This is a genomic window from Acinetobacter sp. SFA, assembly GCF_001647535.1.
Taxonomy (GTDB): Bacteria; Pseudomonadota; Gammaproteobacteria; order Pseudomonadales; family Moraxellaceae; genus Acinetobacter; species Acinetobacter pecorum.
Window position 1 is genome coordinate 249,053 of sequence record NZ_LSZI01000016.1, and the last position, 24,889, is coordinate 273,941.

Annotated in this window: 25 protein-coding genes; 24 read left to right on the forward strand and 1 reads right to left on the reverse strand. The window is 44.8% G+C overall.

Annotated elements, in window-relative coordinates; genetic code table 11:
- Positions 1 to 207 precede the first annotated feature (207 nt).
- From AY607_RS07945 to AY607_RS08005, 13 genes are all read left to right on the forward strand, one after another.
- Entirely contained in the window at positions 208 to 1,488 is a 1,281-nt protein-coding gene (locus AY607_RS07945) for a glycosyltransferase family 4 protein (RefSeq protein WP_064102275.1), read from the forward strand.
- A gap of 20 nt (positions 1,489 to 1,508) precedes the next feature.
- Positions 1,509 to 2,060 (forward strand): phosphatase PAP2 family protein, encoded by a 552-nt coding sequence (locus tag AY607_RS07950; protein ID WP_064102276.1) that lies wholly within the window; start codon positions 1,509 to 1,511, stop codon positions 2,058 to 2,060.
- An 87-nt stretch (positions 2,061 to 2,147) separates the two neighbouring features.
- Positions 2,148 to 2,348, forward strand: a complete 201-nt coding sequence (gene iscX, locus AY607_RS07955; protein WP_064094779.1) for a Fe-S cluster assembly protein IscX — start codon at positions 2,148 to 2,150, stop codon at positions 2,346 to 2,348.
- A 109-nt stretch (positions 2,349 to 2,457) separates the two neighbouring features.
- Entirely contained in the window at positions 2,458 to 2,889 is a 432-nt protein-coding gene (gene ndk, locus AY607_RS07960; protein ID WP_064094778.1) for a nucleoside-diphosphate kinase, read from the forward strand.
- Positions 2,890 to 3,011: 122 nt separating this feature from the next.
- A complete protein-coding gene (rlmN, locus tag AY607_RS07965; protein WP_064094777.1) occupies positions 3,012 to 4,247 on the forward strand; it encodes a 23S rRNA (adenine(2503)-C(2))-methyltransferase RlmN in 1,236 nt (411 codons plus the stop codon).
- 14 nt (positions 4,248 to 4,261) lie between these two features.
- The gene (pilW, locus tag AY607_RS07970) at positions 4,262 to 5,062 is read left to right on the forward strand and encodes a type IV pilus biogenesis/stability protein PilW (RefSeq protein ID WP_064102277.1); all 801 of its coding nucleotides are present in this window, start codon (positions 4,262 to 4,264) and stop codon (positions 5,060 to 5,062) included.
- A complete protein-coding gene (locus AY607_RS07975; protein ID WP_064102278.1) occupies positions 5,053 to 5,844 on the forward strand; it encodes a helix-turn-helix domain-containing protein in 792 nt (263 codons plus the stop codon). Before pilW ends, AY607_RS07975 begins: the two co-directional genes overlap by 10 nt.
- A gap of 23 nt (positions 5,845 to 5,867) precedes the next feature.
- Positions 5,868 to 6,989 carry a flavodoxin-dependent (E)-4-hydroxy-3-methylbut-2-enyl-diphosphate synthase gene (ispG, locus tag AY607_RS07980; RefSeq protein ID WP_064094775.1) on the forward strand — a complete coding sequence of 374 codons (1,122 nt, stop codon included), beginning with the start codon at positions 5,868 to 5,870 and terminating at the stop codon, positions 6,987 to 6,989.
- Between the two features lie 3 nt (positions 6,990 to 6,992).
- Entirely contained in the window at positions 6,993 to 8,288 is a 1,296-nt protein-coding gene (gene hisS, locus AY607_RS07985; RefSeq protein ID WP_064102279.1) for a histidine--tRNA ligase, read from the forward strand.
- Between the two features lie 30 nt (positions 8,289 to 8,318).
- A complete protein-coding gene (locus AY607_RS07990) occupies positions 8,319 to 9,017 on the forward strand; it encodes a YfgM family protein (protein WP_064094773.1) in 699 nt (232 codons plus the stop codon).
- Entirely contained in the window at positions 9,014 to 10,162 is a 1,149-nt protein-coding gene (gene bamB / locus AY607_RS07995) for an outer membrane protein assembly factor BamB (protein WP_064102280.1), read from the forward strand. Before AY607_RS07990 ends, bamB begins: the two co-directional genes overlap by 4 nt.
- 167 nt (positions 10,163 to 10,329) lie before the next feature.
- The gene (der, locus tag AY607_RS08000) at positions 10,330 to 11,739 is read left to right on the forward strand and encodes a ribosome biogenesis GTPase Der (RefSeq protein WP_005103252.1); all 1,410 of its coding nucleotides are present in this window, start codon (positions 10,330 to 10,332) and stop codon (positions 11,737 to 11,739) included.
- A 138-nt stretch (positions 11,740 to 11,877) separates the two neighbouring features.
- Complete coding sequence (locus AY607_RS08005; protein WP_064102281.1) at positions 11,878 to 12,522, forward strand: 4'-phosphopantetheinyl transferase family protein; 645 nt, start codon at positions 11,878 to 11,880, stop codon at positions 12,520 to 12,522.
- Positions 12,523 to 12,542: 20 nt separating this feature from the next.
- On the opposite strand, the gene AY607_RS08010 is transcribed toward AY607_RS08005, so the two are convergent.
- Entirely contained in the window at positions 12,543 to 13,313 is a 771-nt protein-coding gene (locus AY607_RS08010) for an SDR family oxidoreductase (protein WP_064102282.1), read from the reverse strand.
- Between the two features lie 89 nt (positions 13,314 to 13,402).
- On the opposite strand from AY607_RS08010, the gene mazG reads away from it, so the two are divergent.
- From mazG to glnE, 11 genes are all read left to right on the forward strand, one after another.
- Entirely contained in the window at positions 13,403 to 14,215 is an 813-nt protein-coding gene (gene mazG / locus AY607_RS08015; protein ID WP_064102283.1) for a nucleoside triphosphate pyrophosphohydrolase, read from the forward strand.
- The gene (locus AY607_RS08020) at positions 14,175 to 14,594 is read left to right on the forward strand and encodes a ComEA family DNA-binding protein (protein ID WP_064102284.1); all 420 of its coding nucleotides are present in this window, start codon (positions 14,175 to 14,177) and stop codon (positions 14,592 to 14,594) included. Before mazG ends, AY607_RS08020 begins: the two co-directional genes overlap by 41 nt.
- A gap of 137 nt (positions 14,595 to 14,731) precedes the next feature.
- Entirely contained in the window at positions 14,732 to 16,201 is a 1,470-nt protein-coding gene (gene pcnB, locus AY607_RS08025) for a polynucleotide adenylyltransferase PcnB (RefSeq protein ID WP_064094767.1), read from the forward strand.
- Complete coding sequence (gene folK / locus AY607_RS08030; protein WP_064102285.1) at positions 16,198 to 16,683, forward strand: 2-amino-4-hydroxy-6-hydroxymethyldihydropteridine diphosphokinase; 486 nt, start codon at positions 16,198 to 16,200, stop codon at positions 16,681 to 16,683. The genes pcnB and folK overlap by 4 nt, the downstream gene beginning before the upstream one ends.
- Before the next feature lie 53 nt (positions 16,684 to 16,736).
- Positions 16,737 to 17,546 carry a 3-methyl-2-oxobutanoate hydroxymethyltransferase gene (panB, locus tag AY607_RS08035; RefSeq protein WP_064102286.1) on the forward strand — a complete coding sequence of 270 codons (810 nt, stop codon included), beginning with the start codon at positions 16,737 to 16,739 and terminating at the stop codon, positions 17,544 to 17,546.
- A 1-nt stretch (position 17,547) separates the two neighbouring features.
- Positions 17,548 to 18,396, forward strand: coding sequence for a pantoate--beta-alanine ligase (gene panC / locus AY607_RS08040; protein WP_064102287.1), 849 nt, complete (start codon positions 17,548 to 17,550; stop codon positions 18,394 to 18,396).
- Positions 18,397 to 18,414: 18 nt separating this feature from the next.
- Positions 18,415 to 19,266: an RNase adapter RapZ gene (gene rapZ / locus AY607_RS08045; RefSeq protein WP_064094763.1), complete on the forward strand. Its 852-nt coding sequence runs from the start codon at positions 18,415 to 18,417 to the stop codon at positions 19,264 to 19,266.
- Positions 19,263 to 19,532, forward strand: a complete 270-nt coding sequence (locus tag AY607_RS08050; RefSeq protein ID WP_064094762.1) for an HPr family phosphocarrier protein — start codon at positions 19,263 to 19,265, stop codon at positions 19,530 to 19,532. Before rapZ ends, AY607_RS08050 begins: the two co-directional genes overlap by 4 nt.
- Before the next feature lie 2 nt (positions 19,533 to 19,534).
- The gene (gene yjgA, locus AY607_RS08055) at positions 19,535 to 20,068 is read left to right on the forward strand and encodes a ribosome biogenesis factor YjgA (protein ID WP_064094761.1); all 534 of its coding nucleotides are present in this window, start codon (positions 19,535 to 19,537) and stop codon (positions 20,066 to 20,068) included.
- A gap of 711 nt (positions 20,069 to 20,779) precedes the next feature.
- Positions 20,780 to 22,048, forward strand: a complete 1,269-nt coding sequence (locus tag AY607_RS08060; protein ID WP_064102288.1) for a sensor histidine kinase — start codon at positions 20,780 to 20,782, stop codon at positions 22,046 to 22,048.
- 84 nt (positions 22,049 to 22,132) lie between these two features.
- Positions 22,133 to 24,883 (forward strand): bifunctional [glutamate--ammonia ligase]-adenylyl-L-tyrosine phosphorylase/[glutamate--ammonia-ligase] adenylyltransferase, encoded by a 2,751-nt coding sequence (glnE, locus tag AY607_RS08065; protein WP_064094759.1) that lies wholly within the window; start codon positions 22,133 to 22,135, stop codon positions 24,881 to 24,883.
- The last annotated feature ends 6 nt before the right edge of the window (positions 24,884 to 24,889 follow it).

Genomic DNA, 24,889 nt, shown 5'->3' on the forward strand with positions numbered 1-24,889 from the left:
TTCATTTGAGGTGGGCATCAGGTTGAAATACAGATTTATATAATAATGCGTTCCTATGGCGAGTGAGATTAATTTGATAGAGATTTATTTATTGATCCGCTTAATAGTTTTAAAAATAATCCTCTTTTCCTTTTCTTTTTATGATTCATAAGTTGGTCATATCTTCTGCTTATAGTGGATCAAATATACAAATAAAATAGGTGCGAGATGCAACCCATGTCCATCTCAGAATTATTAAAGCAACAGCCTGTTATTCAAAAAATCCGGTTTGATTTAAAACAACAACGTAAACAGTCTACTCATGACAAAATGGTCTTAGACGATCTGACCCGTTCCCGTTTGAAAATTGCCATTGTTACTGAAACCTGGCCTCCTGAAATCAATGGCGTTGCCCACGCGTTATTACAACTTTGCAAAGGATTGCAAAAGCAGGGACATAAGATTTTATTAATTCGTCCTGAACAACATCACGTCTGTACCGAATTCAAACCATATAACGAATGTCTGGTTAAGGCACATTGCATTCCCAAGTACAGCAATTTGCAGTTTGGCAGACTACAATTCCTGAAAATTCATCAAGCTGTTGAAGCTTTTGCACCGGATATTATTCATATTGTGACTGAGGGACCTTTAGGATTAGCGGCTCAGCAGCTTGCAAAATTTCATAAAATTCCAGTATCTAGCGGATTTCATTCGTCATTTCAGGAGTTCAGCCGGTTTTTTGATCTGGTTTTTTTGCTTAAACCCATTCAGGGCTATTTAAAGTGGTTTCATAACAATACTGACTTAACCTGTGTCCCAAGTCGGGATACTGCTCAAGCCTTAAAGCAGTTTGACATATCCTGTCCAGTGGCAATCGTAGGCAGAGGTGTTGATCCAGATACATTTTCACCAAAGTGGCGCTCATCGGATTTGCGTTATGCTTGGGGAGTCTCAGGCGATACCCGTGTGATGCTGTATGTTGGGCGGCTCTCGCCTGAAAAGGAAATTGACGTGCTGATCAAAACCTACTTTGTTCTGCGCCAGCTTCACCAGCAAGATATACGTTTGGTGGTTGTGGGAGATGGACCAGACCGGACCCGACTGCAACAGCTGAATCAGGATGGCAGCATTCTTTTTACTGGCAGCTTAACCGGGAAAAACCTGTCTGAAGTTTATGCCAGTGCCGATGTTTTCTGTTTTGCCAGTCAGGTAGAAACCTTTGGAAATGTGGTGCTGGAAGCGATGGCCAGTGGTTTGCCGGTGATTGCTTATGATTATGCCTGTGCAAATTTACATGTGCGACATGGTCAAACAGGATGGTTAAGCAGGCTTGGCAACCAGCAGGATTTTATCCAGCAGTTGCTTGGATTGCCTGATCTGTACAGATTGCGACAGATGGGCGTACAAGCACGTAAAAAGGCAGAAACGGTCGGCTGGCAGTATCCTGTCCGGCAGTTTGAACAAGCATTGTATTCACTGGTACGGCATCAGGAATACAATATATAAAACAAGAAAGGAGCAACAGTGTGAAACTCCAGAATGTAAAAATTAAGTTTTTGGCAATTGATTTAAAAGGCTGTGTCTATCTGAATCATTTTTCGCATTCAGCACGAATTGCTACTTTTTTTAAAATTATTAGTCGCTTAGGGAATGGCGCATTTTGGTATTTCATGCTGTTACTGGTTTGGATCATGCAAGGCCTGATCTATACCTCACAAATTGTTTATCTAATTCTGGGAAGCACCGTAGCGACTATCATTTACAAGATGCTAAAAATTAAAACGGTGAGACCACGTCCTTATCAGGTGCATCAGGTCATCCGTCTAGGTGAACATCCTCTGGACCATTTTAGTTTTCCCTCCGGGCATACCTTGCATGCTGTCATGGCAACCACTGTTTTAGGCTATGTCGCCCCTTTATTGCTGATGCTGATGTTGCCTTTTACAGTTCTGGTCGCAGTGTCCAGAATGGTGTTGGGCTTGCACTATCCAAGTGATGTCGTGGTTGGGGCTATTCTGGGTGGCATGATGGCAATTACCATTGTCCTGACTGCACCTTATTTAAATATTGTGTTGTAAAAATAAATGAAAGCCGGGACAAAGGCTCGCAGATTTTTACAGATTTGTTAAAGTACAGCATCAAAGCAATTATGGTGAGAAATAGAGATGGGTTTACGTTGGACAGATACTCTCGATATCGCGATTGAACTCTACGAAGCGCATCCTGATGTGGACCCGCAGTGGGTTCGTTTTACCGATTTACATGCCTGGGTATGTGCCTTGCCTGAATTTGAAGATGATCCGACCAAGTCGACTGAAGGTCTGCTGGAAGCTATTCAAATGGCATGGATTGACGAGGCACGCTAAGCCCTCATCTTAAAAAAGCATTTTTTTACAGATGAAAAGCAGAAAAATGCGCATTATCTCGGTATAATGCGCCAAAATTTCATGTCAACAATTGACTTAAGGAGCCATCATGGCTATCGAACGTACTTTATCTATCGTTAAACCAGACGCAGTTGCTAAAAACCACATCGGCGACATCTTTGCTCGTTTTGAAAAAGCTGGTCTTCAAATTGTTGCAACTAAAATGAAACATTTGACTCAAGCTGAAGCTGAAGGCTTCTACGCTGAGCATAAAGAACGTGGTTTCTTTGCTGACCTAGTTGCATTCATGACTTCTGGTCCAGTGGTTGTTTCAGTTCTTGAAGGCGAAAATGCTGTCCTTGCTCACCGTGACATCCTTGGCGCGACAAATCCTAAAGAAGCTGCTCCTGGTACAATCCGTGCAGATTTCGCTGTAAGCATCGACGAAAATGCTGCTCACGGTTCTGACTCTGTAGCATCTGCTGACCGCGAAATTAACTACTTCTTCGCGCAAACTGAGATTGCTCCACGTACTCGTTAATTCGCAGTATTCAAGCCAGATAAGTGTTATTATACTTATCTGGTTTTTTTATTCTCTGAATAATTCTTTGCTCACATATTGAGCTTCTCCTTTCATCTTTAGGCATGGTTTAGGTAATACACATGAGTACTGAAGTCGTCGCTGTATCTGCAGTTTCAGCTGCACAGCAACCATCTCCGTCCACTCCGGCACAGCAAAATGCTGTAGAAAAAGTGAACCTACTCGGCATGTCTCGTCCGCAAATGGAGAAATTCTTTGAGGATATGGGTGAGAAGAAGTTCCGTGCCGGGCAAGTCATGAAATGGATTCACCAGTTCTTCGTGACCGATTTTGCTGAAATGACCAATATTTCCGGCAAACTGCGTGAAAAACTGGAAAAGATTTGTGAAATTAAAGCACCGGAAGTGGTGCATAAAAACTATTCCAAAGATGGAACCCGTAAATGGGTATTCCGTGTTGGCGATGGTGAAGGTTCTCTTGTTGAAACGGTACTGATTCCTGCTGAACATCGCAGTGGTTTACGTCGCACTTTGTGTATTTCTTCACAAGTGGGCTGTGCACTGGACTGTTCATTCTGTTCGACCGGTAAACAGGGTTTTCAGCGCGATTTGACCCAGGCGGAAATTATCGGTCAGCTCTGGATGGCGAATTATTCGTATATGGAAGATGTGCCTGTACTTGAGCGTGAACGTTCAGTCACAAACGTGGTGATGATGGGCATGGGCGAGCCATTGCTCAACTACGATGCAGTATTGAATTCAATGCGCATTATGCTGGATGACTTTGCATACGGCATGTCAAAACGTCGTGTGACTTTATCGACTTCTGGTGTGGTGCCGAAAATCGATCAGATGGTCAAAGATATTGACGTGGCGCTGGCTATTTCATTGCATGCGCCAAATGATGAACTGCGTAACGAGCTGGTGCCGATCAATAAAAAATATCCGCTTGAGCAGCTGATTGCTGCATGTCAGCGTTATATTGCCAAAGATGGGAATGAAAGTTCACGTAAACATGTAACGATTGAATATGTGATGTTAGATGGCGTGAATGACCATCCTGAACATGCGCAGCAAATGATTAAGCTGTTGAAGAATTTGCCAAGCAAGATTAATTTGATTCCTTTTAATCCGTTCCCGCATGCGCCATATGGCCGCTCAAGCCGCAACCGGATTATTTCTTTCCAAAAAACTTTGTCTGATGCCGGTTTTGTGTGTACGATTCGTCAGACACGCGGTGATGACATTGATGCCGCGTGCGGACAGTTAGTCGGACAAGTTGCTGACCGTACCCGTCGTGCGGAACAGTGGAAAAAGAAAATTGCGCAATCGAATGAGATCATGCGCTCACAAGGATAATAAGAGGTCGCCAGTTGAGAAATCTAACATCAAAGTTTGCTTTGATTTCAACAGTATGTGTGTCTTTGGTTTTAGTCGCGTGTCAGACGCCGAATCTGGGTCAGAAAGACCCTGAAAAGGCCACCAAAGTCCGTACCCAATTGGCGGTAGAATATCTGAGAACAGGTGACCTGGATGCAGCCAAACGCGCGCTGGATCAGGCACTTGAGACTACTCCGCGCGATTCTCAAGCAAATATGATGATGGGCGTGCTACTGCAACAGGAAGGTAGTAAGCTTAATCTCGAAAAAGCAGATCATTATTTCAAGCGTGCGATTTCGGCCGATCCGAAAAATGCGCAGGCGCGAAATAATTACGGCACCTATTTATATCAGCTTGAACGCTATAATGATGCGATCGAGCAGTTTCAAATTGCTGGTGCCACGTTGGGTTATGATCAGCGATTCCGCGCACTGGAAAATATGGGGCGGATTTACCTGAAACTGGGTGATACAGCAAATGCTGAAAAATCATTCAAACAGGCGCTGCAAGCCAATCGCGATTCTTATATTTCAATGTTAGAGTTGGCAGAAATATTTTATTTGAACCAGCAGTTCCCGGCGGCGACACAAATGTATCAACAGTTTGTGCGTGGTGTGGGGCAGAAAAATCAGGGTGCCCGTGCACTCTGGATTGGCATTCGCACTGCGCGTGCCGGAGGTGATCAGTTGGGTATGCAGGTATTGGTCAACCAGTTACGTGCACTCTTTCCTGAAAGCCAGGAATACCAACGTTATTTGCAATTACAGTACAGTACTGAGGCCGTATGGAAGTAAATCCTAATTCACCATCGAATCATTCGAGCGTAGCTCCAAATGCGTTAGGAAATATTCAACGTCCGGGCGAGTACTTGTGCCAGATTCGTATCAATCAGCAACGCAATCTGGAAGATGTAGCGAAAGAGCTGAATATTCCGCTCAAAACCCTGACTGCACTGGAACAGGACGAATATAAGTCTTTGCCTGAAGCGACCTTCATTAAAGGTTATTACCGGACTTATGCCAAATTTCTGGGTGTTGATGCTTCAAGCATTATTCAGCGTTTTGATGAAATTTATACCAATGATACCGGGTTGCTGCCGAATCATGCCCTGAACAATTCTCCTATTAAAATTATGGGGAAATTACCAGGCTCCAAGCGGGACCGCAATCGTAAGTGGTTAAAGCGCATTTTTATTACGCTGGTAGTGCTACTGATTTTGGGTGCACTTTTTGCCATGATTCAGAACTGGTCAAGTAGTAATTCACAAAATAGCAGTGAAGTCTCTGGAGTGGGCGCTTCTAATGTCGAGATTCTGAATCTGGATACAGGTAACGCGCTTTCGGGCGACCAGCTGAAACTTGAGTTTAAGCGTCCGACCTCTGTGCATATTGTGGACTCGGCGGGCAATGTTCTGGCAACTGGCCGTCAGGCATCAAGCTTGCAGCTCAATGGTGAAGCACCATTCCAGATTCGTCTGGATGATGCCTCGGCTGTATCGCTCAGTTTGAATAATGAAAATATTTCATTGTCACCCTACACTGTGAACGGAAAAGCAGAATTCCGTTTATCACCTTAACAGATCAAGAGTAGAGCAGAACAATGATCATAAATCCAATTAAACGTCGTCCAACACGTAAAATTCGTGTGGGTTCAGTTTATGTGGGTGGTGATGCACCAATCAGTATCCAGTCCATGACCAATACTGAAACCTGTGATGTGGCAGCTACGGTTGCACAGATCCAGCGCTGCGTCGATGCTGGTGCGGATATTATGCGGGTTTCTGTGCCAACGATGGAAGCGGCAGCGGCATTTGGTGAAATTCGCAAGCAGGTCAATGTGCCTTTGGTCGCCGATATTCACTTTGATTATAAAATTGCTTTGGCAGTTGCCGATTTGGGTGCAGACTGCCTGCGGATTAACCCGGGCAATATCGGTTCTGAAGCGAAAATTCGTGAAGTCGTGGCCGCAGCACGTCATAACGACATTTCCATGCGAATCGGTGTCAATGCCGGCTCACTGGAAAAAGATATTCAAAAGAAATATGGCGAGCCGACTGGTCAGGCACTGCTTGAATCTGCGATGCGCCATATCGATATTTTAGACCGTCTGGATTTCCAGGAATTCAAAATTTCAGTCAAAGCATCGAATGTATTCCTGACCATGGATGCGTATCGTTTGCTGTCACAGCAAATTGATAATCCGCTCCATCTGGGTGTCACGGAAGCGGGTATTTACCGTACCGGTTCGGTTAAATCTGCGATCGCTTTGGGTGGCCTGCTGATGGAAGGCATTGGCGATACCATGCGTATTTCCTTAGCTGCCGAGCCTGAAGAAGAAATTAAAATCGGTTTTGATATTCTGAAATCGCTGGGTCTGCGCTCCAACGGGATTAACTTCATTGCCTGCCCAAGCTGTTCACGTCAGGAATTTAATGTGATTTCGGTGATGCAGCAACTTGAAGAGCGTTTAGAAGATATTCGTACTCCAATGGATGTCTCTGTCATTGGCTGTAAGGTCAATGGGCCGGGTGAAGCCAAAGAAGCTGATATTGGTGTGGTAGGTGCAAGTCCGCGTTCACTGGTGTACCGTAATGGTGAAAAGAGTCATTTAATTGACACGAATCAATTGGTTGATGAAATCGAAACCATGGTTCGTCAACGTGTTTCCGAGCTTGAAGAAGCTAAATCTAAAGAAATTATTCGTACAAGTTTTCCTGAGTAGATCATGAGTTCAATCGTCGCAATCAAAGGTTTTAATGACATTCTCCCAACGCAAACCCCAGCTTGGAGACGTCTTGAACAGCATCTATCCGGTTTGATGGATGCCTATGGCTATCAACAAATCCGTTTGCCTATGGTTGAGCAGACCAATCTGTTCAAACGTTCGATCGGTGATGCAACCGATATCGTTGAAAAAGAAATGTATACCTTCCTCGACAAGGGTAATCCGCCTGAGTCGTTGACGCTGCGTCCTGAAGGGACGGCGGGTTGTGTGCGTGCCATGCTGGAGCATAACCTGCTGCGCGGTGCGACGCCTCGCGTCTGGTATATCGGACCCATGTTCCGTTATGAAAAACCGCAAAAAGGCCGTTACCGTCAGTTCCACCAGTTTGGTGTAGAAACGTTTGGTGTGGCAACGCCAGATATGGATGCAGAACTGATTCTGATGACGGCGCGTCTGTGGAAACGTATGGGTGTGGCAGACAAGGTTCAGCTTGAGTTAAATACACTCGGTGAGTCGGATGAGCGTGCAGCATATCGTGCGGCACTGGTTGAATTTTTAGAGTCACATAAAGCGGATCTGGATGAAGATTCTCAGCGTCGTTTAACCACCAATCCACTGCGTATTCTGGATTCTAAAGATGCCAAAACACAAAGTATCTTGGAAAATGCACCGAAACTGCATGACTTTATGGGTGAAGAAACGCTGGCACATTTTACCCAGCTACAACAGTACTTGACTGATGCAGGCATCAGTTTTGTGATCAATCAAAAACTGGTACGTGGTCTGGACTATTACAACAAAACTGTTTTTGAATGGACCACAACCCATTTGGGTTCACAGGGTACGGTATGTGCCGGTGGCCGTTATGACGGTCTGGTGGGGCAACTTAAAGGTAAGCCTGATCAATCTGTCCCTGCTGTTGGTTTTGCCATGGGGATCGAGCGTTTATTGCTTCTGCTGGAACAGGTTGAAGACAATACCCCGACACGTGATTGTGAAGTATTCCTGGTGGCTGAACCGGCTGCTCAAGGTAAAGCTTTGGTCATTGCAGAACAGATCCGGGATCAGCTGGAAGCAGCGGGCAGTCAGATTCGACTGAAAGTGGGCTCACAGGGTTCAATGAAATCGCAAATGAAAAAGGCCGATCAGGCAGGTGCTTTATATGCAGCGATTTTAGGGGAACGTGAACTGGAAGCTCAGGCATTTACCGTGAAAGAGCTGGCAACTGCAGAGCAATCGAATGTGCCATTTACGGACTTCGTTGCATTTTTTAGTACTAAAATTTCTTCAAAATAATCGATAAAACATTAGGAAAAGGGTAATCTCATGAGCGCAATGAGTGGTGATGAACAATTTGAAAGCTTAAAATCCTTTACGAAGAAATATGGTTCTTCGATGATTACCGGGATTTTAATTGCGCTGATTGCCTTTTTCGGATGGGAATATTGGCAGAAGAAAAACCTGGCAGAGTCGCAAATGAACACTGCCAGAGTTCAGCAGTTGATGGATGATGCACAGGCATCGAAAGGCGATGGTTTTGCTCAGCTGTCTGAAACTGCAGATAAAATTGTCAAGGAAGCCCCTGATTCAGCGCAGGCGATTCAGACTCAGTTGGTGATGGCAAAACTGGCTTATGATAAAGAAGATTATGCTGCGGCCGAGAAAGCGCTACAGAAAGTTGAAAATTCGAAAGTAGACGATAAAGGCCTGGTTCAGGTAGTCAAACTTCGTCTGGCTTATGCACAATTGGCGCAGAAAAAATATGATGCTGCATTAAAAACTTTAGAAGCAGTGACTGAGCCTGCATTCAAAGCAACCGCCGATGAAGCTCGTGGCGATATCTATGTTGCCAAAAATGATATTGAAAATGCTAAAAAAGTATATCAAAGTGCATGGGATGCTTTGATTGAACGTAAAGAAGAACGTCAGATTTTACAGATGAAGCTCGAAAGCGTAGGCGTATTGGTCGATGATCCGGAAATCGAACGCCCAATTATAGAAACACAAGCGGAAGAAGCTGAATGAATAGAAAATACAAAATTACCTGTGCCTTGACTGTTTTAACGCTTGCATTGGCTGGCTGTGCAGGTAAAACCAATAAAGTTCCAGAAGTAAAACCGAATCCACTTCCAAAACTGACCCAAGCCAAAACACTGGTGCCCGTATTTTCCACTAGTGTGGCTGCGACAGAGGCTGCCGATCCATTGCGTTTACGTCTGGATGCAGACAATGGCGTGGTTTTTGCGATAGATCCAAAAGGTGAAGTTTCTGCTTTTAAGGGCAAGCAGCGTCTGTGGCAGAAAAAAGTCAGCAAAGATGGTTTAAGTTCCGGTGTGGAAGCAGCTGAGGGAATCGTGGTTGTCGGTAACCAGAAAGGCCAGCTTTTCGCACTGGACCAGCAAACTGGTGAACAAAAATGGACTGCGCAATTGACCGGTGCCTTACTGGCCCCTTCATTAATTCATGCCGGGCGTGTCATTAGCGTGACCAATGACGGTACTGTGTATGCGCATGAAATCGCGACAGGTGCACAAGTCTGGACTTATAATTTGCCTAATGTACAATTCAGCCTGCGTGGCATGGCTGCACCGGTTGCATTAGATGCGCGTAATGTGTTGATTGGCTCTTCCAATGCTTATATCTATGTGCTGGATGCTTTAAGTGGTATACCGAAATTACAGCGCCGTGTAGCAGTGTCTGATGGGCGTTCTGATATCCAGCGTCTGGTGGATATTGATGGTGAACCGGTCGTTGCAGGCCAGTTTGTGGTGACTACTAGCTATCAAGGTCAGGTGACTGTACTGGATCTGGCTTCACAACAGGTGGTCTGGAGTGAAGATGCCAGCAGTATCCAGCGTCCAGAAGTTGTGGGCAATGGCGTATTTGTGGCGCAAACTGATGGCAAAATCAAAGCCTTTGAGATTACTTCAGGTCAACTCCTTTGGGAAAATGACCGGTTGCTGAACCGCAAGTTAAGTAACCCGGTGATGCTGGGTACTGACCTGGTGGTCGGCGATCTGGATGGCGTTTTGCACCTGATTGATCCGCGTACCGGACAGATTACCGGTCGTGCAAAAACTTCTGGAGAAGTGCGTAACTTACGCGTCATCGACAACCAGCTGTATGTTTCTACACGTAAGGGCGCATTAAGCATTTGGCAGAACCGTTAATTTTAACGAGCCTTATGCTAAACTAGCCACAACCGTATTTTGTGAACGCGGGGTGATTGAAAAATCAATGCCCCGTGTTTTTATTTAGGGTATTTACCCCTTATATCTTCCTATGCTTTCTGATGTTCAGGCCACTTTGACGCCTGATATTAAATAAAGGTTACTCTATGAAACCCGTAATTGCGCTCATTGGTCGTCCGAACGTCGGAAAATCAACGCTGTTCAACCAGATTACCAAGAGCCGTGACGCATTGGTGGCAGACTTTGCCGGTCTGACACGCGACCGTAAATATGGCGATGCTACCTATCAAAATAAATCTTTCATTGTGGTCGATACTGGCGGTATTGGCGAAAATGAAGGTGGGATTGACTCCTACATGGCAGAGCAGTCCAAGACTGCCATTCATGAAGCTGACATCATCATTTTTGTGGTGGATGCGCGTGCCGGATTGCTGGCATCTGATGAACAGATTGCCCGTGAATTGCGTACTTTAGGCAAAAAAGTCTTTCTGGTTGCCAACAAAGTTGATGGTGTACATGCTGAAGCTGCCCTGGTTGAATTCTACAAACTGGGTATGGGCGAGCCGTTACAAGTCGCAGCCAGCCATGGTCGTGGTGTCCAGCAAATGCTGGAAGATGTACTTGCCGATGTACCGGAAGATGAAAATCCGGAAGAGCATGACAAAAACACGGGTCTGCGTTTAGCGATTATTGGTCGTCCAAACGTAGGTAAATCAACGCTGGTGAACCGCTTGCTCGGTGAAGAGCGTGTGGTGGCATTTGACCAGCCGGGTACAACACGTGACTCGATTTATATTCCATTCGAGCGTGATGGCCGTCAATATACCCTGATTGATACTGCCGGGGTGCGCCGTAAAGGTAAAGTTGATGAAATGATTGAGAAATTCTCGATTGTTAAAACTTTACAGGCAATGAAAGATGCCAACGTCATTGTTGTTGTAGTTGATGCACGTGATGGTATTGTTGAGCAGGACTTGCATTTGATTGGCTATGCACTTGAAGCGGGTCGTGCCATGGTTATTGCAGTCAATAAATGGGATAACATGACTGAATATGATCGTAAGCAATGTAAGCTCGATGTAGAGCGTCGCTTCGATTTTATTCCATGGGCGAAGGTGCATTTGATTTCTGCATTGCATGGAACGGGTGTGGGCGATCTTTATCCATCGATTCACCGTGCTTATGATTCATCGCGTTTAAAAGTGTCACCGGCAAAAATCACCCAGATTTTAAATGATGCGACAGAGGCCCACCAACCGCCTATGGTTCAGGGCCGTCGTATTAAAATGCGTTACGCACATATGGGTGGACAAAATCCGCCAACGATCGTGATTCATGGTAACAAGGTGGATAAAACTCCTGCAGATTATCGCCGTTACCTGGAAAACGTGTTCCGTAAAGTGTACAAGCTTGAAGGTACACCGATTAAAATCGAGTTTAAAACTTCTGAAAACCCGTTTGAAGGCCGTAAGTCTCAAGTGGATGAGCGTGCAGCTGCGCGTAAACGTCGTTATGTACAGAAATTCAAGAAAGCCGAGAAGAAATTTAAACGCTAATTCTATAGTTTAAATTTTTCGGATAAAAAGCCTGCGTAAAGCAGGCTTTTTGTTTTGAGAAAATAATGAATTTTTCTCCCAATAAAAGTGTAAATTCTTTTACACTCAAATCAATTGACATCTTTTTAATGGATTCACGTGGCTCGGCTGATTCAAATTCATCTGCATCAACTTTCTGATCTGGCATGTGATCAATTGTCAGACCGTAAAACCCAGGTTGCCGAACGGAAACGCGAAGTGGCGTGTTTGCGCAATCAGCTTTTATCCCAATCTTTTGAATTGCCTGTTAGCGATCAACAGGTGGTACGGACGAATTTTGGCAAGCCTTATTTAAATGATTATCCAGACCTCAGTTTTAATCATAGCCATAGCCAGAATTTCTACGCCTTGGCCACGAGCAGGAATGTCCAAAACTTGGGAATTGATATTGAAGAACTGAGCCGTAAAGTCCGTTTTGAAGACTTGGCACAACATGCCTTCCATCCTGAGGAAATCAAAAAGTGGCAAGTGCTGGATTATGATCCCGAATACTGGTTTAAAGTCTGGACGACCAAAGAGGCGGTGTTAAAGGCATCAGGCTTGGGAATCCGGATAAACCTGAATGAACTGAATACCAATCTTCATCCTGAGCAAAATGGCAGGCGCTGCGAACATCCAGAGATTGGCGTCTATGCCTATCAAAATTATACGCTTGCTGGCTGCATGCTCACCGTGGCCTGGCAAAGTGAGCACTCTTGCAACGGGTTGAAATTTCCGGTGATTCAGCTTCATCACATTGTCTAGGCCAGAATCAATCTCAGATTTTATTTTCTGGCAATGATCAGGTTACTCAGCCGATTCACAAATTGCGGACTCATTCGCGATAAATGAAATAAAAACTGGCTTTTGAAACCAACCGGATGATGGGTTGCCTGCCAGATTGAATCTTTGAGCTGTGCCAGTTTAAGAATCTCTTGCGCTACATCCTCTGCTTTTAAATGCACGCCCATTTTTTTAATACTTTCTGCCTGCATATCTTTGACCATGGCCGTACTAACGAAAAGTGGCATGACATCCAAGACTCGAATCCCATACGGTTGCCACTCAATATCCAGACTTTCAGTCAGGCCACGCACTGCAAACTTGCTGGTGGAATAACTGCTTAAATCGGCCTGTCCATAAATTGCCGAAGCTGAAGATAGATTAATGATGCGGGCAAATGCAGACTCTTTTAAATAAGGGAAAGCGGCATGACAGCCGCTCATGACTCCTTTAACATTAATATCCAGAGTTCGATGATGTGCCGTAATATTAGTTTCTTCAAAAGGGCCTGAATATAAAATCCCGGCATTATTGACCAGAATATTGATTTCCCCCGCCCAGGCCGAAAATTCAGACAAGGCTGTTTCCCAGGAAGCATAATCGGCCACATCGAGAAAGCCGGCTTTGGCATGTTCGCCCAGTTGCTGGGCCAGCTGTTCAGCCTGTGCAGTATTGATATCATAAATACCGACTTTATAGCCGTGCTGGTAAAATAGCTGGGCGGTTGCTGCCCCAATTCCTTGTGCTGCCCCACTAATCAATATACTGTGCATGTGTTTGATCTCCTTATTGTCTTTTTTTTAAGCATAACAAGAAACCGGCAGATTGACGCGACTATTTGGTAAAAAAGAGGTTTTTGAAAATGGAACAACTACTTCAGGTCATGCGCGAATTACGTGAAAAATGTCCATGGGATCAGCAGCAAACCCCCGAATCGCTGACCAAATATGCGATTGAGGAAGCTTATGAAGTCGAAGCAGCTGTGCGCTCAGGAAAGGTTGATGATGTCCGCGATGAACTGGGCGATTTGTTGCTACAGGTAGTGTTCCAGTCGCAGATGTATAGTGAGCAGGGCGCTTTTGATTTTCAGGATGTGGTTCAGGCCATTACCGAGAAACTGATTCGTCGTCATCCCCATGTATTTCAGGCGGAACAGTTTAAGCAGCTTAGTCCGGAAGATGTGTCCAAGCTATGGAAAGAAATCAAGCAGCAAGAAAAACAAGGCAAGCCACGTTCACGTTTAGACGATGTTAAGCACGCACCTGCACTGCAGCAGGCGGATGAGATTCAGAAAAATGTCGCCAAAATCGGTTTTGATTTTCCGGACATGGCGGGTGCTTATGCCAAGCTGGAAGAAGAACTGGCTGAATTAAAAGCAGCGGTAGCCGGACAGAATTCCGATGAAATACAGGAAGAATTTGGCGACTGCTTATTTTCTCTGGTCAATGTTGGACGTAAACTTGGCATCTCCAGCGAGATGGCATTATTAGGAACAATCCATAAATTCCGGACCCGCTTTGCCCTGATGGAAGATCAGGCACAATTACAACAATTAAACCTGGAAAAACTGTCACTGGCTGAACTTGATCAGCTCTGGGAACAGGCCAAATTACAATTAAAACAAAGAGTGGCACATGAAAAAAATATCTTATCAAATCGGTCCGACATGGATTAATCTTGTTCTGGGTTGCTGGCTCGGCTGTATTTCTATCGGGACTGTGCATGCAACTGCCACCGATTATATGGAATGGAAGACCCAACAGCAGCAACATGATGCGCGGCTGAAGAAAAAAGCCGCTGTTACCGCCACATCAGAAAGTAACCATTATCTGGCCAAGCCTGCATTGTCAGATTCCGCTACTGACAAAATCAGTCTGAATCGTGCCAGCCTCGAACAGTTGCAGGAATTGCACGGGATTGGTCAGAAGAAGGCTGAAGCCATTATTCAGTATCGGCAAAAAAATGGTAAGTTCAAAAGCATTGAAGATATTCAGCAGGTCAAAGGCATTGGACCGGCTTTATTTGCCAAAAACAAGGCGAAACTCGCTTTGTAGGGCGGCCATATGGATCATGGATTAGTTGATTGATTTGACTCGCAGGATTGACATAATCAAATTGCCCTTTAGTCGTGTAAGCGATATGATTAGCGTCATCTTAGAATTTTACGTTCAGACGTAGGAGACAGCGTCTTTTGCAAACTTTGCGCGCGTCAAAATGTGGTTTATCAACCGCTCAATTACCTTCTTATATTCTCGATGTGATTGATGCCTTAAATAAGGCAGGCTATGAAGCTTATATCGTGGGTGGTGGTGTTCGAGATCTGATGTTAGGTTTGAATCCTAAAGATTTCGATGCAGTTACCAATGCCACCCCGGCTCAGGTCAAGGAAGTTTTCGGACGGCGTTGTCGAATTATCGGGCGACGTTTCGAACTGGCCCATGTCTATTCGGGACGGGAACTGGTTGAAGTAGCAACTTTCCGTGCACCACCCAAAAAAGCAGTGACCTCGGCCGCGGGGATGATTCTGCGTGATAATAACTGGGGTAGCATCGAACAGGATTTTTCCCGTCGTGATTTCTCCATCAATGCGATGTACTACCAGCCGCGTAAGGGCATTGTGCTGGATTTCTGCAATGCAGTGGATGATATTCACAGCAAAACGTTACGCTTACTGGGTGATCCAGCTTTAAGATTTGAAGAAGATCCGGTACGGATGCTACGAACCTTGCGTTTTGCCGCCAAACTGAACTTCAATATTGATGAAGCCATTCTGGAGGTTTTCACTCCGGAAATGACCCAGTTGCTGCGTGATGTTTCCCCACATCGACTTTATGATGAATCACAGAAACTGTTCACCATGGGACATCTGAATCGTGTCTTGCCGATGCTGATCGATTTTGGAATCTGGCAGCAGTTATTTGCAGATATCAAACCTAAAATTACGCCGTTTATGGAACGCGCTGCAAAAAATACTGATCAGCGCATTTCTATCGGCAAAACCATCAACCCGGCATTTTTCTATGCAGTGCTGTTATGGCAGCCATTTCTGGAACGTTGCGAATTCTATCTGAATAAAGGTGTAGTAGCGGCTGAAGCACGTGCCCAAGCTGGTCTTGACGTGTTAAAACGCCAGGCAACCCGTACTGTTATTCCGCGCTTTGCAGAAACCTTTATTCGTGAAATCTGGGAAATGCAGACCCGTTTGCTGAATCCTAAACCACAGCAAATTGAAGCTTTGTCCAGCCATGCACGTTTCCGTGCCGGCTTTGACTTTTTGCTGTTGCGTGAAAAATCAGGTGATGCGACTGCACAGGAGATGGGCAGCTGGTGGGATGCTTACCAGCAAATGAGTGGTGACGAGAAAGAGCGTGCTATTAGCCAATATAACCGTCAGCGTGCCAAGAGCCGGCGTAAGGCAAGTCAAGAAGAGCCTCTGGAACAGAAACTGAAGCAGCAAGATTCCATTGAGATCGAACCGTTGGTAAATGAACCTGAGCCGCGTAACCGCCGGGCGCGTAAAGCCAAGTTTGAAGACAAGGTAAAACCTCTGTCGCATGTGGCAGCCAGTGCCAGTGGTGAAATTGGCGCAGATCATCCGATTATGAAACGCAAGCGGGTAAAACGTGATCTGAGTCAGGTGGTATTTGGGCCAACACAATGATCGTGACTTATATTGGCCTGGGCAGTAACTTGGGCGATTCACGCCAGATTCTGGCAGAAGCTGTACAGAAACTGGCGACATTGGGTCAGGTAAAAACCTCGCATCTGTATCAAAGTCCACCCATGGGACCACAGGACCAGCCAAACTATCTGAATGCCGTTGTACAGTTAACGACTGATCTGGTTCCTTTAAGCTTGCTGGACCGTTTGCAAGCTTTTGAGCAGGAAGCAGGTCGGGTACGTTTGCGGCATTGGGGTGAACGTACGCTGGATCTGGACTTACTGATCTACGGTAACGAGCAGATTCAAAATGAACGTCTCACCGTGCCGCATGTCGGGGTATTAGAGCGTGATTTTGTCTTGATTCCACTTCTGGATATTGATTCTGAAATACAGGTCAATGACACATTCTTAAAAGATCTGGACATCGTCAAACAATCGACCCTCACGGTACTCGATGACAGCAACTGGGCAAATATTTAATTTTTAAGTTATTGGTATGTTCGAGAGAACTTCAATCATAGAGGAACATCTTCATGGTCAGTCTGAGTGATTTAAGACGCTTCAAAGCTGATGGACGCAAATTTTCATGCCTGACTTGTTATGATGCCAGTATGGCCAAAGCCATGGAAATTGCCCAAGTCGATAGCATTTTAATTGGCGATTCTTTGGGAATGTCAATTCAGGGTCGCGACTCGACTTTGCCTGTTACGGTTGCTGATATGGCTTATCATACGGCTGCGGTACGCCGTGGTAACCAGCATGCCTTTATCATGACTGACTTGCCATTTATGAGCTATGCCACCTTAAACGATGCCTTGCAAAGCTCGAAAACCGTGATGCAGGCCGGCGCACAAATGGTGAAAATGGAAGGCGGTGCATGGCTGGCGGAAACCGTACAGGTACTGACCCGGAACGGTATTCCGGTATGTGTGCATCTGGGTTTGACTCCGCAATCGGTACATGTTTTTGGTGGTTATAAACTGCAGGCCCGTACCCGTGAAGCTGCTAATCAGCTTATTGCAGATTGTAAGGCAGTGGTAGAGGCAGGTGCTGCGCTATTGCTACTCGAATGTGTACCTGCACAGCTTGGCCAGGAAATTACCGAACTGTTTCCACAGATTCCCGTGATTGGTATTGGCGCAGGTGCAGCTACAGACGGCCAGGTACTGGTGGTTCAGGACATGCTGGGTCTGACCTTTGGCCATACCGCAAAATTTGTACGTAATTTTATGCAGGAACAATCGGGTGCTACTGCCATTCTGGATGCTTTTAAAGTGTACCATGCGGCAGTTTTAGATGGATCTTTTCCGGCACCAGAACAGACTTTTCAGGTTGAATTGTAAGATGAAAACAGAAACCACCATTCAGGGATTAGCTGCATCATTAAATCCCGCACGTGCCAAGCGCAAGATCATTGGTTTTGTACCAACCATGGGCAATCTGCATCAGGGACATTTAAATCTGGTACGTGAAGCGCGTAAGTTATGTGATGTGGTGGTGGTCAGTATCTTTGTCAATCCGATCCAGTTTGGACCCAATGAAGATTTTGACAGCTATCCGCGCACGCTTGAACAGGATCAGCAGCTTTTGGCTGAAGTCGGTTGTGACATTGTCTTTGCTCCAAGTGTGGAACAGATGTATGGCAAAAAACCGCGCTTGACCAATATCAGTGTGTCTGAAATTACCAATGATTTATGCGGTTCGCAGCGCCCTGGCCATTTTGATGGTGTGGCGGTGGTGGTTACTAAATTATTTAACATCATACAGCCGAATTATGCTTTCTTTGGCCAGAAAGATTATCAGCAGCTGGCGGTCATTCGGCAGTTTGTACAAGACCTGAATATTCCGCTGGAAGTGATTGGTGTGCCGATTGCCCGTGCAGAAGATGGTCTGGCTTTAAGTTCTCGTAATGGTTACTTAAGCAAAGAACAGCGTGCCATCGCACCGGTCATTTACCAGAGCTTGCAAAAGGCTGAACAGCAGCTACACGCAGGCGTAGAACTGGATACGGTATTGGCCGAAATTCGCCAGAGCCTAACCGATGCCGGTTTCGTTATTGATTATGTTGAAGCCCGCACTCCGGAATTACAAAAAATTCATACGTTTAATCAAGATCTTGTGTTATTTGTAGCTGCAAAGCTGGGAAATACGCGTCTAATCGACAACTTGCAGGTCAAATATACTGCCGGCTAAGATGAAAGGGTAGCATGCATGAAGCGCATTTTAATTGTCACAGGGCAATCTGGTTCAGGTAAATCATCTGCATTACAGGTGCTTGAAGATCTGGGTTATTACTGTATTGATAATCTGCCTTTGGCATTGCTTCCCGAAATCGTGGCAAAACTGGACAGTGAAAACAATCTGGAACAGTTGGCGCTGGGTGTGGATGTACGCAGTACCCGGGCAGATTTACAAGAATTTGATCATGTATTTGAGCAGTTACAGCAGCATGGTTCGGTCGATATTATCTATCTGACTACGCAGGATCAGGAGCTGATTGCACGCTTCAGTGCCTCGCGCCGGCCACATCCTCTGGCGTCACGCTTTAAAAGTCTGAATCAGTGTATCCAGGAGGAAAAAATCCTGTTGATGCCGATTCAGTTGCGTTCTACGGTGCATATCGATACCACCGACAAAAGCGTGCATGACCTGAAACATACTCTGTTGTCCAAGCTGGGACAGGCCGATAACCTGATCCTGATTTTGCAATCCTTTGGTTATAAGCACGGGATTCCACTCGATGCGGATTATGTCTTTGATGTCCGGCACTTGCCGAACCCGCATTGGGAGCTAGAACTGCGCAAATTTTCTGGATTAGATCAGCCGGTGCAGGAATTTTTACAAAAGAGCGATCAGGTCGAAGAGATGTTTAATGACCTTTATCATTTTCTGGATAAATGGTTGCCAACTTTTGCCGAGGGACACCGCCATTATATGACCGTGTCGATTGGCTGTACCGGTGGTCAGCATCGTTCTGTTTATATTGTGGATAGACTAAAAAAAGCGCTTGAGGCAAAATGGTCTATTCAAGTCCTCCATCGAGAAATGAAGCACTGGTCATGATAGATACGACAGTTGACGTAATTAATAAACTGGGTTTACATGCACGCGCATCTGGTAAACTGATAGAAGTTACCACTAAGTTTCGTTCCAGTATCCAGATTGGCAAGACTGAAAAACTGGTAGATGCTAAAAATATCATGTCCTTGCTCATGCTTGGTGCAGGCAAAGGAACAACTTTACGCTTAGTGATTGAAGGAGCAGACGAGGACAAGGCCTTATCTGAAATTCAGGCACTATTTGCAGCAAAATTTTATGAGGCAGATTAATCGTGGCACGTCGACCGAACAGTTTAACTGAAGAAGATTTTGAGTCTTTAGAGGGGCGCGCAAGTAAAACCGAACAGAAAAAAGCGGTCCAGCGTATGGCCGCTTTAGGTGCACAGCTTGCAGAGCTGAGCGCTAAACAAATTAAAAACCTACCTGTGGATGAGCGTTTGATTGAGGCTTTGCTTGATGTTCAAGCAATTAGTTCTCATGAAGCACGTCGTCGTCAATTTTCACGGATAGGCAAATTGTTGCGCAATGAAAATGAAACCGTGATTTTGTCTTATCTTACCCCGAAGCAAGGTTTGAAAAAGACAGCCCAATTACAGCGCTGGGTTGATCGAATTGTCAAAGATGGTGATCCAGCCATCAATGAGTTTACCAAAACCTTTAATGCGACAGAGCGTCATACCTTGCGCCAGCATTATCTTCGGGTGCATCGTGATTTAAAAAATCAGGCTGCTGAAGAAGAAGTGAATGCGTCTAAATTAAAGCTGTTTAACTATGTACAGCAAGTAGCGCTGATTTCAGATAACTAATCGCTACTTTCTGAAAAAGCGGTCTTTATAGGCCGCTTTTGTATGCCAGATTTATTTTAATTTACTTAAATATGAATTACCTATAGCCTCTGTCTTTTCTTCTCCTGATTTTCATTTCTATCACTGGATAGATCAATAAAACAAAAAAATTCCGCAATTAATTTGTTAACGAATGTAATTCATTTACAATTCTCAGCTGCTTTTGTGAATTTTTTTTGATCGAAATTCTAAATTTCAAAGATGTTCTATCGTATAATTGTTAAGATAATTTTAATAATTAAAAGCTCATTCTGAGTTGGATAGGAGTGAAAATAATCAGTGGGGAAGTAATTTATTTGATCTCACTCTAAAGCTATATCATTGAAAAAAGATTAGCTTTTATTTAAAGCACGGTAAAAAGCGATGCTGGGTATTTTTTGGTCAATAGTGTGTTAAAGTGAGTACAAATAAACATGTTTATTTAAGGTGAGATATATTAATTTCAAACACTTATGTAGTATTTTTTTTGAATAACAAATTTTCAAGTTATTCTTAATTAATTAAATATCAGTGCTTTGTGGTTGTTAATGTATCTGGATAGAAACAGGTTAACAAATCCTTTAATCTATATGTGAGTTTTTATCGTTGAGTAAATATAGAATCTTTGTTATTGATTGTATAAATTTGGTCGGCTGTGTTTCCTATATTCTATAAACATTTAAAGAGGCAGACATGGAACTAAAACTGCTAGAGGTCGGTCAGAATACGGAGCTCTTAAGCTCGTGCCGTATATCTCTCATTTTAGGTGTCTATACCTCTGATAATTTATTAGACACCTTCTGTAATGTTGCCCGTAAAGTCCTGGATGTTAAAACCAGTATTATCGGCTTTCATACGGAACCTTATATCTGGTACAGCTGTCCGCGGGGTTTCCGGGGCCTGCATGCTCCCCAGGATGTTAGTATACCTGCATATCTGCTACAGGCAGATGTGATAGATTGCCTGCATCCCGCATATGCAGAACTGTCAGACTACTTGAAAAGTCTGGGCGTGATGCATCAGCGACTTGTCGCATTTAATTTAAAATCGGGCCAAGGTGATTCTTTAGGTCAGGTTGTGTTCTTTGATGATCAGACTGACCTGTTTGATCAGGAAGATATTGCCACTGTAAAACAATTTGCTGAAAGTTTAGTGAATCGTATCAAACTCAATCAGGAACATAATAATCTGAAAGAGTTATATGAACAGCAATGTGCACAAAACTTCAGTAAAACCAAATTTTTCCAAATTATCGCGCATGATCTGCGTGCGCCATTTCATGGCTTGCTGGGTTTTTCCGAAGTCCTGGCGCAGGAACGTGACACACTGGATGAATCTAGTATTCAGAGCATTGCGGATTATTTATATGATAATGCGCAAGCTACCTATAATCTGCTGGAAAGCCTGCTGACCTGGGCGATGGCAGAGGGTGGACGCTTTGTTTATCATCCGATTAATTATGAGCTCAAGCAGTCCAGTAAAATTGTCTGCAGTGTACTGAAAAGTCTGGCTTTGAAGAAAAAGATTGAATTAATCGACAATATCCCAGAAGACATTAAGGTCCATGCGGATATTAATATGATTACCTCGGTATTGCAGAATCTGGTGTCCAACGCGCTGAAATTTACGCCAGTCGATCAAGGCGGTAAAGTCATTTTAGCAGCCGAAATGGAAGGCGAGCAGGTTAAAATTACCATTCAGGATACAGGTTTGGGCATGACTGAAGAGCAGATGCAGAATCTGTTCAAACCGACGCTGGGTGTCAGTGTCAGAGGTACGGCTGAAGAGAAAGGTGCCGGTTTAGGCTTGGTACTGTGCAAGCGCTTTATTGACCTGAATCATGGTCAAATTAGTGTGGATTCCAAAGAGGGCAGAGGCACTATCTTTACCGTGTATTTACCGATGGTCACCAATGATCATCAGGCACTGGTGCTTGAAGACCTGCAGGCCGAGCAGTCTTAAAAATAAATTTCAAACTAAAACATTCCCCTTGAGACAAAACTCCTGCTATAACTAAGCAGAATGTTTCAGGGGAAGAGTTGAGTGATGAATGCAGTACAATTGCAGAAAACCTTAAGAGCCAGCCAATATGCGGAACAGGTATTGGCCAATCACCAGAGTTTACTGGAACAGGATTATGCAATTGACCAGTTTCAGGGCTCACTCAGTCGGGAATACATTGATCAGCTGGTACAGGACTGCATCCTGAATATTACTGATGAAGCCGCCTGGATGCGTGCAATGCGTATTCTGCGGGCCCGTCTGATGTTTCGCTGGATCTGGCAGGATGCCAACCAACTGACCGATGTTATCACTCTGACCCAAGAACTCTCCGATTTTGCTGATGCCAGCATCTGTGCAGCAAAAGATTTTGCCCGTATTCCGCTTGTTGCCAAGTATGGCCAACCGATTGGCTATAATGGAAAAGTACAGGATCTTATTGTCATTGCCATGGGGAAACTCGGGGCACAAGAACTTAATCTTTCCAGTGATATTGATCTGATTTTCGCCTTCGACGAGCAGGGTGAAACCGATGGGCGTAAATGTATTGATGTACAGCAATTTTGCATACTCTGGGGGCAGAAACTGATTCATTTGCTGGATCAGATCACTGCTGACGGTTTTGTATTTCGCGTCGACATGCGCCTGCGTCCCTGGGGAGATGGTTCAGCACTGGCAATCAGTCACGTGGCCTTGGAGAAATATCTGAGCCAGCATGGGCGTGAATGGGAACGCTATGCCTGGATCAAAGCACGAATTGTCAATCCAAGTCCGGAAGGCGATGAGCTGCTGGAGATGACCCGACCATTTGTATTTCGTAAATACGTCGACTACAGTGCTTTTGAAGCCATGCGCGAAATGAAAGCCATGATCGAGCGTGAAGTACAACGCCGGAATATAGAAGATGATATCAAGCTCGGAGCTGGCGGCATTCGCGAAGTCGAGTTTATCGTGCAGGTTTTCCAGTTGATTTACGGCGGCGCCAAGCTTGAATTGCAGGATCGCCAGTGTCTGGTGAATCTGAATCATCTGGATGATGCCGAATTGCTGGACGAACAGGCAGTACAGGAACTGGAAGATGCCTATCTTTTTCTGCGCCGGGTTGAACATGCGATTCAGGCACTGAATGATCAGCAAACACAATCATTGCCGACTGAGCCAGAATTAAGGGCGCGTATAACAGATACCCTGGGTTTTGCCGATTGGGACAGCTTTATGGCGTATCTCAATGCGAAGCGTAGCAAGGTGATGTATCAGTTTGATCATTTGATTAAGGAAAATGGTCCGGATACCCTGATTGAAAGTTTTTCACAGCTAGAAAACCGACTGCAAGAAGTTTTGGATGACAATGCAAAAAATCTTGTCTATGAGTTTTGGAATGGGCATGCCTTAAAAAAATTACCAGCCAAAGCAGTGCAGCGTTTAAAAACTTTTTGGCCACATTTAATCGAAGCAGTTTTACAGTCAGATGATCCGCAGACAGCACTGGTACGACTGATGCCCTTGGTGGAATCGGTAATGCGCCGTACGGTATATCTGGTGATGTTAATTGAGAGTAAAGGGGCTTTGCAGCGACTGGTGAAGATGGCCACGGTCAGCCCATGGATTTGTGAAGAACTGACCCATTATCCGGTGCTACTGGATGAATTCCTGTCGATGGATTTTGAATTGCCAAAACGTAAGGATCTGGAAGATTCCTTGCGCCAGCAACTTTTACGGATTGAAATTGATCAGGTCGAAGACCAGATGCGGGTTTTGCGCCTGTTTAAAAAATCCAATGTACTTGCTGTAGCCGCCAGTGATGTGCTGGCTGAAAGTGCTTTAATGAAAGTTTCCGATGCCTTGACCGATATTGCTGAAGTATCGGTGAATGCAGCGCTGCATCTGGCCTATCAGATTGTTGCGAAAAAACATGGTTTTCCTCTAGATGCCGAAGGGCAACGCTGTTCAGTCGAGCATACGGCTTTTGCAGTCATTGGTTATGGTAAAGTCGGTGGAATTGAATTGGGTTATGGCTCGGATCTGGATCTGGTCTTTATTCACTATATGAGTGAGCAGACCGATACAGATGGACTCAAGCCGATTAGTGGCTTTGAATTTGCCATGCGTGTGGCGCAAAAATTCATGTCACTGATGACCACACAAACTCTGGATGGGCGTGTTTATGAGGTCGATACCCGCTTGCGTCCATCGGGTGAAGCTGGACTTTTGGTAACCAGTTTGAAAGCTTTTGAACAGTATCAGTTTAAAAGTGCCTGGTTATGGGAGCATCAGGCCATGGTACGAGCCCGTCCAATTGCGGGTGAAATGAGTTTAAGGAAAAAGTTCGAAGTTTTACGGCGAGATATTCTGACTCAGCCTCGCGATGAAAATTATGTACGGGCAGAAGTACTGAAAATGCGTCAGAAAATGAAGGAGCATCTCGGTTCTTCTAAAGAGCAAAAAAAAGATGGTATTTTTCATTTAAAACAAGATGCAGGTGGTATCGTAGACATCGAATTTATGGCACAGTATGCGGTGTTGGCTTGGAGTGGGACGAATAAAGATCTCGCCCATTTCTCCGACAATGTACGAATTCTTGAGGATGCCGCAAAATCAGGTTGCTTATCCAGCGACGATGCGACTGCTCTGATTCAAGCTTATCTCCGTGAACGCGCCGAGAGCCATCGCTTAGCCCTTGCAAATCAATCCATGCAAGTGTCTGCAAGCGATTGGCACGATACCCGAATGACCGTTTGCAAGTTATGGCAAAGACTGATTGATCCAAGTGCAGACTTTGTACTGGATAGTGAATAATTGTGA